Origin of the sequence: Aegicerativicinus sediminis, from assembly GCF_015476115.1 — a bacterium.
GTDB classification, from domain to species: domain Bacteria; phylum Bacteroidota; class Bacteroidia; order Flavobacteriales; family Flavobacteriaceae; genus Aegicerativicinus; species Aegicerativicinus sediminis.
Genome location: NZ_CP064295.1, coordinates 1391116 through 1404879 on the forward strand (window position 1 = coordinate 1391116; position 13764 = coordinate 1404879).

The following is a 13764-nucleotide window of genomic DNA, read 5'->3' on the forward strand; positions in this document are numbered from 1 at the left end:
TTAATACCCAAATTAACATGAAAGGAATAATTTTAGCTGGAGGATCAGGTACTCGACTTCATCCACTTACGCTTTCCATAAGTAAACAGTTAATGCCTGTTTACGATAAACCGATGATTTATTATCCATTATCCACCCTAATGTATTCTGGAATACGTGAAATTCTCATTATATCTACTCCGAAAGACCTGCCTCTTTTTAAGGATTTATTAGGCGATGGCAGTAAGTATGGATGTACTTTTGAATATGCTGTACAAGAAGAACCAAGAGGGCTTGCAGAAGCTTTTATTATAGGTGAAGATTTTGTGGGTACTGACAAAGTAGCTCTAATATTGGGAGATAATATTTTTTATGGTTCGGGACTCTCTAAATTGCTTCAGGCGAATAATAATCCGGATGGCGGGATTATTTATGCATATAGGGTAAATGATCCAGAGCGTTATGGGGTGGTTGAGTTTGATGAAAATGGACAGGCAATTTCTATCGAAGAAAAGCCGAATGAACCAAAATCTAATTATGCGGTCCCTGGCATTTATTTTTATGACAATACGGTTATTGAGATAGCAAAAAACATTAAACCAAGTGGACGTGGCGAATTAGAAATTACGGATGTCAATAGGGAATATCTTAGGCAAAACAAATTAAATGTAAGTGTTTTAGACCGAGGCACGGCATGGTTAGATACAGGTACGTTTCAATCATTAATGCAGGCTTCACAGTTTGTGGAAGTACTTGAACAACGGCAGGGCTTAAAAATAGGATCTATTGAAGCTGCGGCTTATGAAATGGGTTTTATAGATCAGGAAAGATTCGTTGCCTTAGCTGAAAGCCTGATGAAGAGTGGTTACGGTGTAAATCTAATGGGACTTATTAAACACAGAAGATGATTGCTGAAGAAACCTCAATTGAGGGCTGCTACATAATTACACCCCGAATATTTAAGGACGAAAGAGGGTATTTCATTGAAACTTTTAATAATCAAACGTTTTTCGAAAAAACAGGTATTGCAACTCAATTTGTACAAGATAACCAATCTAAATCATCAGTTGGAGTTTTGCGAGGGTTACATTTCCAACAAGGAGGATATGCACAAGCCAAACTTGTTAGGGTTATACAAGGCTCTGTTTTAGATATTTGTGTAGATCTCAGGCCCAATTCTAAAACTTTAGGACAATATGTGTCTGTGGTATTGAGCGGTGATAATTTCAAGCAACTATATGTTCCTCGTGGTTTTGCGCATGGTTTTGTTGTGCTAGAGGATGAAACAATCTTTTCATACAAGTGTGATAATTTCTATAATAAGAATTCTGAAGGAGGAATAATTTACAATGATCCAGACATTGCCATTGATTGGAGAATTCCTGAAGAAAAATTAATTCTTTCAGATAAAGATAAACACTTGCCTACATTAAAAGAATATTTGGCCAAATGAAAGTTTTGGTAACTGGAAGTAAGGGGCAGTTGGGCCAATCCATTCAATTTGTATTGAATAAACCTGAAGATGAATGGTTTTTTGTTACAAGGGAGGAATTAGACATCTGCGACTTTGTGCAAACACGAAATCTTTTTGAAGAAAACAAATTTGATTATTGTGTAAATTGTGCCGCTTATACTAATGTGGATGGTGCGGAAGATCATAAGGATGATGCCTATTTAGCCAATTCTGAAGCTGTAAAAAATTTAGCTGGAGTCTGTAAGGATCATAATTGTATACTCATACACATCTCTACGGATTATGTTTTTGATGGTTCAAGTACTCGTCCATATAAAGAGGAAGATAAAGTAGGAGCCATCAATGTTTATGGTGATTCAAAACTACAAGGAGAAAGGAATATAAGGGCAATCTTAGAAAACTATTTTATTATTCGTGTGTCATGGCTTTACAGTCCATTCGGGCATAATTTTGTTAAATCTATTTCTAAGAAGATTCGAGAGAATTCAGAATTGAATATTATAACTTCTCAAAAAGGAATCCCTACTAGCGCCTTAGATTTGGCAGAATTTATTGTATTTCTTGTTGAAAACAGAATTACAGAATACGGTATTTATCATTTTACCGGAAATGGAGAAACCGATTGGTATGAGTTTGCTGTTGAGATTTCTAAATATTTTCCAGAATACAATTCAGATAAATTGAATGCAATTCTTAACTATCCATCAAAGGCAAAAAGACCCAAATACAGTGTGTTAAACACAACAAAAGTTAAATCTATTTATAATCATTTAGTGCCTTGGCAGTTAAGTTTGAGCCGTACAATGAAGGAAATCCTTAATTAATTTATTTACCCTACTAAATTTGTAGGATAATAAATTAATAATATGGTTTAAAACCCTACATTTGCAATCCGAATTAACTGTTTGGCTTTCAACAAATATCATATGAAACAAAAAGTTGCCCTTATTACGGGCGTTACGGGACAAGACGGTGCCTATCTTAGTGAATTTCTTTTAAAGAAGGGATATGTGGTGCACGGTATAAAACGCAGATCTTCCCTATTCAATACGGACAGAATCGACCACCTTTATCAGGATCCCCATGTTGAACACCGAAACTTCTACCTCCATTATGGAGATTTAACAGATAGTACCAACCTAATACGGATAATTCAGGAGGTAAAACCAGACGAAATTTACAATCTCGCCGCGATGAGTCACGTGCATGTGTCTTTCGAAATGCCCGAATATACAGCAAATGCGGACGGTATAGGAACTTTAAGAATACTTGAGGCAGTTAAAATGTTAGGTATTGAAAAGGATGTTCGTATCTATCAGGCGTCAACTTCAGAATTGTATGGCAAGGTTCAAGAAATTCCCCAAACAGAAAAAACACCCTTTTACCCAAGAAGCCCTTATGCTGTTGCAAAAATGTATGCTTATTGGATAACAGTTAACTATCGGGAAGCATATGGAATATATGCATGTAATGGTATTCTTTTCAACCATGAATCTCCAATTAGAGGAGAAACCTTTGTTACTCGAAAGATTACTCGTGCGACCTCAAAAATAGCCTTGGGTCTTCAGGATAAATTCTATTTAGGAAACCTGGATGCAAAACGTGATTGGGGGCATGCCAAAGATTATGTTAGAATGATGTGGATGATATTACAGGCAGATGAACCAGAGGATTGGGTAATTGCGACTGGTAAAACCACTTCAGTTAGGGATTTTGTTAGAATGAGCTTTAAGCATATTGGTATCACCCTTCGGTTTGAAGGTAAAGAAGAAAATGAAAAAGCCTTTGTAGAAAGATGTGATAATCCTGATTATCAATTACCAGTAGGTAAAGAGGTGCTTTCAGTTGACCAGAAATATTATCGCCCAACGGAAGTTGATTTGTTGATTGGTGATGCAACCAAAGCACAGGAGAAATTAGGATGGGTTCCAGAATATGATTTACAAGCATTAGTGGACGATATGATGCAAAGCGACCTTAAACTGATGAAGAAACAGCAATTCTTGCAGGATGGCGGTTATAGAATTAAGAATTATTTCGAATAGTAATTTATGAACCCCAACTCTAAAATTTATGTGGCAGGTCATCGAGGATTGGTTGGAAGTGCTATAATAAAAGCGCTTCAAGCAAAGGGATATAAAAACCTAGTTTTCAAGACTCATGCTGAGCTCGACTTAACTAATCAGGAAGCTGTTGCATCGTTTTTTGAACAGGAAAAACCTGAATACGTTTTCTTGGCCGCTGCAAAGGTTGGTGGAATTGTTGCCAATAACACCTATAGAGCAGATTTTATTTATGCTAATTTGATGATTCAGAATAATGTCATCCATCAAAGTTTTGTACATGGTATAAAAAAGCTTTTGTTTTTGGGCAGTACTTGCATCTATCCTAAAAATGCTCTCCAGCCAATGAAAGAGGATTATTTATTGACTGATATTTTAGAATATACGAATGAGCCCTATGCGATTGCAAAAATAGCAGGGATTAAAATGTGCGAAAGCTATAATATTCAATACGGTACAAATTTTATATCGGTCATGCCGACCAATCTTTATGGACCAAATGATAATTTCGATTTAGAAAAATCTCATGTATTGCCCGCTCTTATAAGAAAAATGCATCTGGCTAAATTGCTTTCAGAAGGAAAAGAAAGTAAGGTTTTGCAAGATTTGCATTTATCTGATATTGAAGAAGCCAAAACGTTTCTTTCTAAGTTCGGCGTAGATGGAAATTCGGTTGAAATATGGGGTAGTGGTCGGCCGATGAGAGAATTTTTGTGGTCTGAAGATATGGCGGAGGCCTGTGTGTTCATAATGGAGAATAGAAATTTTTCAGACACTTATTCTCCAGAAAACAAGGAGATTAGAAATACCCATATTAATATTGGAACCGGAGAGGATATCAGTATCAAAGATTTGGCATTTCTTATTAAAGATATAATTGGTTTTGAAGGCGAATTGATTTTCAATGAATCAAAACCTGATGGTACTATGAAAAAATTGACCGATGTGAGTAAACTGCACGGAATGGGCTGGAAGCACAGTGTAGAATTAGAAGAGGGTATAAAACGAATTTATAAATGGTATGTTGGCCAATAAAGAATTATTAGATATTGCGATTGAAGCAACAAAAGAAGCAGGTAAAGCTATAATGGAGATTTATAATGCACCCTTTGATGTAGAATATAAGGACGACAAATCACCTTTAACAGAAGCGGATAAGCGTTCGAATGCAATAATTAATGAATATTTGCTTAAGACAGGTATTCCAATAATAAGTGAAGAGAACAAACAAATTGATTTTTCTGTTAGAAAAGATTGGGAGTTTTGTTGGGTAGTTGATCCAGTCGATGGAACCAAAGAATTTGTTAAGCGAAATGGAGAATTCACGGTTAATATAGCCCTTGTTAAAAAAGGGTTGCCACAGTTGGGAGTTATTGGTGTTCCTGCAGAAAACACTTTGTATTGGGGTGATGTATTGGCTAAGAGTGCTGTAAAAATAGATTTAGGAAAGGACGACTTAACAAGTCTAACTGATGATCAGGTTGGTCCTCAGCGAACCCAAAACCCTTTAAGAGTAGTTGGAAGTCGTTCCCATATGAACGATGAGACGAAAAATTTTATTGAAAAATTGCAGGAAGAAGGAAATTCAACTGAAATAGTGTCGAGAGGAAGTTCGTTAAAATTTTGTTTAATGGCAGAGGGTAAAGCGGATGTTTATCCGCGTTTTGCACCAACGATGGAATGGGATACCGCAGCAGGCCAGGCTATTTGTGAAGCTGTTGGAATTAATGTAATTTCTTTGGAAAACAATAAGCCTTTGCAATACAACAAACAGGACCTTCTAAATCCTTGGTTTATAGTTAGAGCTTGAGCAAGTTAGGAGGACATAAAAGGCACATCGCAAAAGCGATAACTTGGAGAATTGTTGGAACTATTGACACCATAGTTCTCTCCTGGATTATTTCTGGAAACCCAATTACTGGTTTAAAAATTGGGTTTGCAGAGGTGGTTACAAAAATGGGATTGTATTATTTGCACGAAAGATTATGGTTTAAATCTGGTGTTTTAAACAGCAATCAAAGGCATTTACTTAAGACAATTACGTGGAGGGTTCTCGGTACTTTAGACACAATGGTTTTAGCTTGGCTCATTTCGGGGAATCCACTTACTGGATTTAAGATTGGGTTAGCTGAGGTGTTAACTAAAATGCTATTATATTATTTGCATGAAACGATTTGGTATCGATCTAATTTTGGTTTAGATGAACGAAGCAGACAACATGGCTAAGAACATAATTCCTCATACATTTAAAATATCTAAATCTAATAGGAATAAGTCCTACCAACATAAATCCATTTTGATTTGGTTTACAGGTCTTTCAGGTTCTGGTAAATCTACGATTGCCAATAAGGTTGAGGAGCAGTTGTTTAATAATGGTATAAAAACGTATGTTCTGGATGGAGATAATGTTCGTAAAGGGCTTAATAGCGATCTTACATTTTCGCCTGAAGGAAGAAAAGAAAATATAAGAAGAATAGGTGAAGTTGCATCTCTGATGGTAGACGCGGGAATTGTTGTATTAGCAGCCTTCGTGTCACCTTATCGCGAGGACCGCGATAGAGTAAAGGCTATTTTAGGTTCTGATAATTATTTCGAGGTTTATGTAAATGCTAGTGTCGAAGTATGTGAAGTTCGTGATGTTAAGGGCTTATATAAGAAAGCCAGGGCGGGTGAAATATCTAACATGACTGGCATTTCATCACCGTATGAAGCACCTGAAAACCCTGATTTAGAAATTTTAACTGAAGAATTGAGTGTCGAGGACTCTGCAAAAAGTGTTTTAGACGCTGTTCTTCCATTAATAAAAACTTATGAGTAGATATTATCTCAATTATCTAGATGAGTTAGAAAGCGAAGCTATTTTCGTTTTAAGAGAAGTGTATGCGCAGTTTCAGAACCCCGTAATCTTATTTTCTGGGGGTAAGGATAGCATCGTAGTGACCCATTTGGCTAAAAAAGCCTTTCATCCTTGCACCATTCCTTTTTCTCTGATGCATGTGGATACGGGACATAATTTCCCAGAAACGATCAAATTCAGGGATGATTTGGTGAAAGAATTGGGCGTTAATCTTATTGTGGGTTCTGTTCAGGAGTCCATCGACCAAGGAAGGGTTGCTGAGGAAAAGGGCAAGAATGCAACACGTAATGCTCTTCAAATTACAACTTTATTGGACGCAATTGAGGAGAACAAAGTCGATTGCGCTATAGGCGGTGGACGCAGAGATGAAGAAAAGGCTCGGGCTAAGGAACGCTTTTTCTCGCATCGTGATGATTTTGGTCAATGGGATCCAAAAAACCAACGACCTGAGTTATGGAATATCTTCAATGGTAAATATTTTGAAGGTGAACATTTTAGAGTTTTCCCAATTAGCAACTGGACAGAGATGGACGTTTGGAATTACATTAGCAGGGAAAATATTCAAATACCTTCGTTGTATTTTGCGCACGAGCGCGACGTGGTATGGAGGAATGATAGCTGGATTCCAGTTTCAGAATATTTGAAGTTGGAAGAAAATGAAACCATACATCACAAAAAAATTCGATTCAGAACTTTAGGAGATATTACCATTACCGGAGGTATTGAATCTGAGGCCGACACGGTGGAATTGATTGCGCAAGAAGTTTCAGCCATGCGACAGACCGAAAGAGGAAACAGGAGTGATGATAAACGTTCTGAAACCTCAATGGAAGACAGAAAACGACAAGGTTATTTTTAATTAGTAAAGAAGAGAAGGATGGAAAAGAATCAACTTTTAAGATTTACAACGGCAGGAAGTGTGGACGATGGAAAAAGCACCTTAATTGGAAGATTGTTGTATGATTCCAAATCAATTTTTGAAGACCAATTGGCTTCTGTAGAACAAACAAGTAAGAGAAAGGGTCATGACGGAGTCGATTTGGCCTTGTTTACAGATGGGTTGCGAGATGAGAGAGAACAGGGAATTACTATTGATGTGGCTTATCGATATTTTACCACTCCAAAAAGAAAATTTATAATAGCAGATACTCCTGGACATATTCAGTATACGAGGAATATGGTTACAGGAGCTTCAACTGCAAATGCAGCCATTATTTTGGTGGATGCTAGACATGGTGTAATTGAACAAACAAAACGTCATTCATTTATAGCATCGTTATTGCATATACCTCACGTTCTAGTCTGTATCAATAAAATGGATTTGGTAAATTATTCTGAAGAGGCGTATAATCTTGTTATAGATCAATTTGAAGAATTTTCATCAAAGCTGTTAATAAAGGATATTCGGTTTATCCCGATTAGCGCTCTAAAAGGGGATAATGTCGTAAACCGTTCTGAAAATATGGATTGGTATCAAGGCGCTCCCCTCTTACATACCTTGGAAACGCTTCATATTAGTAGTGACACAAATAAAGTTGATGCACGTTTTCCTGTGCAAACTGTTTTAAGACCACAATCCGAATCGCATCGCGATTACAGAGGATATGCAGGTAGAGTAGCCAGTGGAATATTTAGAAAAGGAGACGATATAACAGTTCTTCCTTCTGGATTTACCTCCAAGATTCAATCAATTGATTCATTTGATGGAGAGGTAGAAGAAGCGTTTGCGCCAATGTCTGTTTCAATAACTTTGGAGGATGATATTGATATCAGTCGAGGCGACATGATTGTTAAAAGCAATAACACTCCAGAGGTATCCCAAGACGTAGAAGTAATGTTGTGTTGGTTAAACAATAGCGATTCCAAACCTAAAGCCAAATACACTATTAAACATACTTCTAATGACCAAAAAGCAATGATTAAGGAAATTGTGTACAAATACGATATTAACACCTTAGATCGTTTAACAGAGGTGGATAGCCTTAAGATGAACGATATCGCTAAAGTTAGAATAAGAACAACAAAACCATTAATGTTGGATGCCTATCGTGAAAATAGAACCACTGGAAGTATTATCTTAGTGGACGATGCCACCAACGAAACAGTCGCCGCTGGGATGGTGGTTTAACCTAGATCACCACAATTTTTAACATGACTGGTAGGGGGTATAATAAACAAATAATAAATAATTCCCTTTTAAGTGTTTTGCAGATTACAATCTCTGCATTAGTTATACTGGTTATTTACAAATTTGTTATTAATTCTGTAGGTATTGAAGAATTCGGTCTTTGGTCTTTAATCATTTCAGTAACATCTTTTTCGGAACTTGGAAATTTTGGTTTTTCCGGAAGCCTTATTAAATATTCAGCCGAACTATCTACAAGGAACTCCTTCAAAGAATTGATTGGTCTGCTAAATGTATCATTTATATTTCTTGCATTATTAACTGGAGTATTATTACTAGCAGTATATACCATAGGAGATTTAATATTACCCTTTTTAGTTGAAAGCAACTTAGTTGAACTTGGTAAAAATGTAATGTTATTTATTTTGTTAGGTTTATATTTAAATGTCTTGGCAGGCTTATTTTTTGCGGTATTAGAAGGTTTGAACATCTCATATTTAAAATCTATTTCTATAATAATTGCATCTATAACATATTTGGTCTCTACAATTTATATGGTAAATTCATTCGGATTGATCGGATTAGCCTATGCCTATGTTATTCAAGCATCAGTATATTTTATTTTAGGTATTTATTGTATTTGTAAGAGAATCAAAAATTATCATTTTTTTAAGCTGAAAATACCTAAAGGATTGTGGAGGAGGTTTGTTAGTTATAGCGTTAAGTTTATGTTTATTGGCCTAAGCCAAACCTTGTATGATCCGGTTACAAAAGTTATTCTTTCTCGATTCGGCGGCTTAAGTTTTGTCGCATTGTTCGAAGTTGCCACTAAACTAATTATCCAAGTGCGAGGATTAGTTTTAGGTATTTTAAAAAATATTCTACCTAAAATTGTTGCACTGAAATCTTTAAATGGAAACGGTACGCTGGAAAAACAATTTTCTTATGTTTTTAAATTAAACCTTGTATTGTTAATCATTACATTAGGATTAATCTTGCCAAACCTCAAAATTATTTCCATTATGTTCATCGGTACTTTTGATGTGAATTTTGTCCTTGTTGGGCTTATTTTAATTCTAGGTTGGTTTATTAATTCAATTACTATTTCTGCATATATATTTAATCTAGGAACCGCCCATCTTTCATGGAATTTAATATCTCATATTGCAATCGGTATTCTCAATTTAGTATTTTGTTTGATTACGGGATTGGTATTTTCCAGTGGTGTAGGAATAATATTATCATGGTCCTTGTCTTTGTCTCTTGGGAGCTTATTATTATTAATTGAATACCATAAACGGAACCACTTGGATATAAAAACATACTTCAATCCCTTATCATTCAATCTTCTTGCACATTATTCCATATTTACTCTTTTCAGTGTAATTATTAATTATTATATCAATCAATTTTATATTTTGATTGTTGTTCAAACAATATTGGCAATCGTTTTTCTATTTTCTCTATATAGGATTAACTTTGTAAAACATAGTGTTTTACATTTCAAGGATTTATTATTGTCTAATAGATGATTGAATACATAAGAAGACAAATCAACAAAATCTTCTATATAGACGTAATTCGGTTCCCTAGTACCGATTTACGTAGGCGCAAGAAGTTATTGGATAAATACAATATCAATCTGGTTCTAGATGTAGGTAGTAATGTTGGGCAGTATGCTCGGCAGTTGAGGCAAATAGGATATAAGGGAACGATACATTCTTTTGAACCTCAGTCAAAAGTATTCAAGATTCTAGCCAAAAATTCAAAGTCGGACTCGCGATGGCAGTGCCATAATTTTGGATTCGGAGATAAGAAACAAGAAATGCAAATCAATATTTCAGAAAATTCTTATAGCAGCTCAATATTAGAACTTACGGATAGTCATTTAAGTACTGAGTCAAAATCCAAATTTGTCGCTTTGGAAGGAATTGAAGTGAAAAAACTCGATGATTTCCTTCCAGAAATATCAGGTAAGAATAACAACGTTTTTCTAAAATTAGATGTACAGGGATATGAAGATAGGGTATTAAAGGGATCTTCAAAAAGTTTAGATAAGATTATAGGAATTCAAATAGAAATGTCCCTTGTGCCAATGTATTCTGGAGAAGTTCTTTTTATTGAAATGACTGAAAAGCTTCAGTCTTTAGGGTTTAAATTACAAAGTTTGGAAAATGGATTTTATGACAGAGATTCAGGCCAATTATTACAAGTAGACGGCATATTTTTTAAGGAATGAAAGAACCAAGCTTATCTGTAATTTGTGCTTCTTTCAATAGCGGCAAGACAATTGAGCAAACGTTAAATTCGATATTATCACAAACCGATCAAAATTTTGAATTTATTGTTATTGATAACAATTCTGAAGATGGGACCAAGGAAATATTAAAAGCTTATCAAACTAATTTTGAAAACTCACTTATTGACTATAAATGGCTTTCAGAGGCTGATAATGGTGTCTATGAAGCATGGAATAAAGGGTTGCGTATGGCAAAGGGAAATTGGATTTCATTTATAGGTTCGGATGATTGTTATAATCCAGAGGCAATCTTTTCTTATTCAAAAAAAATCAGGTTTTTAGGCGAGAAAAAACCAGATATAATATATTCTAACGTTGAGGTCGTTGACAATGAAAATGTTCGTAAAATAATTGAAGGTGAGTGGAAATGGTCTGTATTTAAAAGATATATGAATATTGCACATGTAGGAAGCTTCCATAACAGGACATATTTTAAACAATATGGATTATTTGATGAATCATATAAAATTTGTGGTGATTACGAATTGTTACTCCGGAAAAAAAACAGGTTAAATACACTTCATATTCCTATTGTTCTTGCACAAATGGGTTCTCAAGGCTTGAGTAATAATAGGGTTTTCGAGGTTTTTAAAGAATCCTGGAAAGCAAAAAAAACCACCGCCGGAATAAATGACCTACTGTGTTTTTATGATTTTTGCATTTCATTAGCTAAGTTTCAATTTAGGGCCATAACCCAATGAAAGCAAAAGATGTATTTATTCTTCACACTACTATTTTTGCTTTATTCTCTGAGGATTTTAGCTTTCACTATGTTATTGACATTAAACTATTTTATTTAGTCCTTTTATTCAATGCACTATTGTTTATAAATGATAAAAGAATTTATTTTCCCAAAAATATTATCTACCTAATTGTCTTCTTTTTGATTCATGGGCTCTTCGGCTCGATAGTTTTTAATTTTTCATATTCTGCTGTTATAGCCCAAGTTTCTGGCATAGCAATAACAAGCTCCTATTTTTATATTTTTTTGAAAGAATATGGTTATAAGTATCCTTTCTTATTATATACTAAATATGCATTTTATATCGCTTTATTGGCAATACCAATGTTCTATCTGAGAATTAATGTTTTTACAGACGGCTCTCGACTTAATGGTATTTTGACCGAGCCTGCCCATTATGCTGCCATTATGCTTCCTGCAACTTACTTTTATTATAAAAGAAAAAGATTTTTGATTGTAATACTAATAGGGACAACAATATTATTGTCTAAATCTACTGTAGGTTATATAGGATTGTTGTTAATATTTATTACATCAATGGTAAGGATAAAATATTTTCTGCGGTATGCCCTTATTTTTGGTGTGATTCTTACTGGAGTATTTTACTACCTTAAATCAAATTGGAATACATCTATTCAATCTGAAGAAAAAAATGTTTTTGTAAGGCGAGCACGCCAAACGATTGAATCTGCTAATGCCATAGTAGATGGAAGGTTTCCAGATTATGTTAATCTGAGTACTTATGCGCTTTTGAGTAATACATATATTTCTTTGCAAGGATTTCTTCATTTTCCAATTGGTAGTGGAATTGGGTCATATCCGTACCGATATGATAATTATTATCCCGAACTATCGCCTCCACCCTACCTTATAAAGTTAAATCAATCTCAAATAAATCGACAAGATGCAAATTCTCTGTTTCTAAGAATGTTGGTGGATTTGGGTTTTTTCAGCTTTGTTTTACTTTTTCTTTTTTTGCGAAGAGGTATTAATATCTTTAGAGAAAATAAAAACCCTATCGCGATGGCTACTTTCTTCTATTTGATAGTAAAACTGTTAAGAGAGGGGCATTATTTTCCGCCCGAATTTTATTTTTTCCTTTTATTATTTTTTAAAGATTTAGATGAAGATTTTGCACATAACGGAAGATTACTCCAAAAGTAGCGGAGGGTTGAGAACCGCAGTTAAAAACTTACATGAGGAGTTGCTTAATTATGGTTGGTCTTCAATTATTCTTACAGCGCAAAATGATACTTACGATGATACGGCTCAGGTTATTAAAGGTGAGAATAAATGGTTGTACAGTGAGAAATGGAAAAGTAATATGCAAAAACTTTTTGAGGATAATTCTTTTGATGTCTTGCACGTTCATGGGGTATGGATGTTTCCCCAGTACTTTGCCGCGCTTTTTGCCAACAAAAATAAAATTCCTTGGGTGTTTTCTCCACACGGAATGTACGAACCATGGTTATGGACACAAGGAACTTTAAAAAAGAAGATTTATTTTCATTTGTTTGCAAAAAAAGTATTTAAAAAGGCTAACTATTTTCACGCAATAACCATTTCGGAAAAAGATAATTTGAAAAAGCTATTTGGAAATATTAATATTAAGACTATACCAAACCTTGCGTTAGATCTGAAAACAGATATCATTGCTAATGAGAAAGATGAGAAGTTTCTGTTGTTTGTTGGAAGGCTGGATAAGAAAAAAGGTATTGAATTGCTGATAGAAGCATTTGCAGCAATCAAAGATTCTAACTTTAAATTGAAAATTGTTGGCGAGACCAATTTTTATAAAAGAAATTTAGATGAAATTGTTGAAAAATTAAATCTATCCCAATCCGTGGAATTTCTTGGGTATGTTGACGGAATAGCCAAGCAAATACTATATAAAAGGGCATTTTTCCTCGTTTATCCTTCCCATTCCGAGGCCATCGGTTTAGTAAATCTAGAAGCCGCTATGCAAAGCACTCCTGTTTTAACTACATATGAGACCGGTTTGCCTCAGGCTTGGAACAATCATGGAGGAATTTTAATACATCCAAACCTTCAGCAGTTAAAAGAAAAACTCTTAATAATAAGTTCAATGACATGGCAACAGCGTAATGATATGGGTATAAACCTAAGGAAATTTGTAATTGAAAATTTTTCCTGGAAGAAAAGAATGTCAGACTGGCTCTCTCTATATTCTAGTCTAAAATAAAATCATTTGGATCTTTAATGAC

15 protein-coding genes are annotated in these 13764 nt (G+C 34.8%); all 15 read left to right on the forward strand.

What is annotated here, in order from left to right; translation table 11 throughout:
- The first annotated feature begins 17 nt into the window (after window positions 1–17).
- Window positions 18–887, forward strand: a complete 870-nt coding sequence (gene rfbA / locus ISU00_RS05900) for a glucose-1-phosphate thymidylyltransferase RfbA (RefSeq protein WP_228853124.1) — start codon at window positions 18–20, stop codon at window positions 885–887.
- The gene (gene rfbC, locus ISU00_RS05905; protein ID WP_228853125.1) at window positions 884–1432 is read left to right on the forward strand and encodes a dTDP-4-dehydrorhamnose 3,5-epimerase; all 549 of its coding nucleotides are present in this window, start codon (window positions 884–886) and stop codon (window positions 1430–1432) included. The genes rfbA and rfbC overlap by 4 nt, the downstream gene beginning before the upstream one ends.
- Window positions 1429–2277: a dTDP-4-dehydrorhamnose reductase gene (rfbD, locus tag ISU00_RS05910; RefSeq protein WP_228853126.1), complete on the forward strand. Its 849-nt coding sequence runs from the start codon at window positions 1429–1431 to the stop codon at window positions 2275–2277. Before rfbC ends, rfbD begins: the two co-directional genes overlap by 4 nt.
- Before the next feature lie 102 nt (window positions 2278–2379).
- Complete coding sequence (gene gmd, locus ISU00_RS05915) at window positions 2380–3498, forward strand: GDP-mannose 4,6-dehydratase (RefSeq protein WP_228853127.1); 1119 nt, start codon at window positions 2380–2382, stop codon at window positions 3496–3498.
- A 6-nt stretch (window positions 3499–3504) separates the two neighbouring features.
- On the forward strand, window positions 3505–4551 hold the full coding sequence (locus tag ISU00_RS05920) for a GDP-L-fucose synthase family protein (RefSeq protein WP_228853128.1): 1047 nt from the start codon (window positions 3505–3507) through the stop codon (window positions 4549–4551).
- Complete coding sequence (gene cysQ / locus ISU00_RS05925) at window positions 4538–5326, forward strand: 3'(2'),5'-bisphosphate nucleotidase CysQ (RefSeq protein WP_228853129.1); 789 nt, start codon at window positions 4538–4540, stop codon at window positions 5324–5326. The genes ISU00_RS05920 and cysQ overlap by 14 nt, the downstream gene beginning before the upstream one ends.
- A complete protein-coding gene (locus tag ISU00_RS05930) occupies window positions 5323–5742 on the forward strand; it encodes a DUF2061 domain-containing protein (RefSeq protein WP_228853130.1) in 420 nt (139 codons plus the stop codon). The genes cysQ and ISU00_RS05930 overlap by 4 nt, the downstream gene beginning before the upstream one ends.
- Complete coding sequence (gene cysC, locus ISU00_RS05935; RefSeq protein WP_228853715.1) at window positions 5735–6334, forward strand: adenylyl-sulfate kinase; 600 nt, start codon at window positions 5735–5737, stop codon at window positions 6332–6334. The genes ISU00_RS05930 and cysC overlap by 8 nt, the downstream gene beginning before the upstream one ends.
- Entirely contained in the window at window positions 6327–7232 is a 906-nt protein-coding gene (cysD, locus tag ISU00_RS05940) for a sulfate adenylyltransferase subunit CysD (protein ID WP_228853131.1), read from the forward strand. The genes cysC and cysD overlap by 8 nt, the downstream gene beginning before the upstream one ends.
- An 18-nt stretch (window positions 7233–7250) precedes the next feature.
- Complete coding sequence (cysN, locus tag ISU00_RS05945; protein WP_228853132.1) at window positions 7251–8501, forward strand: sulfate adenylyltransferase subunit CysN; 1251 nt, start codon at window positions 7251–7253, stop codon at window positions 8499–8501.
- A 23-nt stretch (window positions 8502–8524) separates the two neighbouring features.
- Entirely contained in the window at window positions 8525–10030 is a 1506-nt protein-coding gene (locus ISU00_RS05950) for an oligosaccharide flippase family protein (RefSeq protein WP_228853133.1), read from the forward strand.
- On the forward strand, window positions 10027–10737 hold the full coding sequence (locus ISU00_RS05955) for an FkbM family methyltransferase (RefSeq protein ID WP_228853134.1): 711 nt from the start codon (window positions 10027–10029) through the stop codon (window positions 10735–10737). The genes ISU00_RS05950 and ISU00_RS05955 overlap by 4 nt, the downstream gene beginning before the upstream one ends.
- A complete protein-coding gene (locus ISU00_RS05960) occupies window positions 10734–11498 on the forward strand; it encodes a glycosyltransferase family 2 protein (protein ID WP_228853135.1) in 765 nt (254 codons plus the stop codon). Before ISU00_RS05955 ends, ISU00_RS05960 begins: the two co-directional genes overlap by 4 nt.
- A complete protein-coding gene (locus tag ISU00_RS05965) occupies window positions 11495–12703 on the forward strand; it encodes a hypothetical protein (protein WP_228853136.1) in 1209 nt (402 codons plus the stop codon). The genes ISU00_RS05960 and ISU00_RS05965 overlap by 4 nt, the downstream gene beginning before the upstream one ends.
- Complete coding sequence (locus ISU00_RS05970; RefSeq protein WP_228853137.1) at window positions 12663–13742, forward strand: glycosyltransferase; 1080 nt, start codon at window positions 12663–12665, stop codon at window positions 13740–13742. Before ISU00_RS05965 ends, ISU00_RS05970 begins: the two co-directional genes overlap by 41 nt.
- Window positions 13743–13764: the final 22 nt, after the last annotated feature.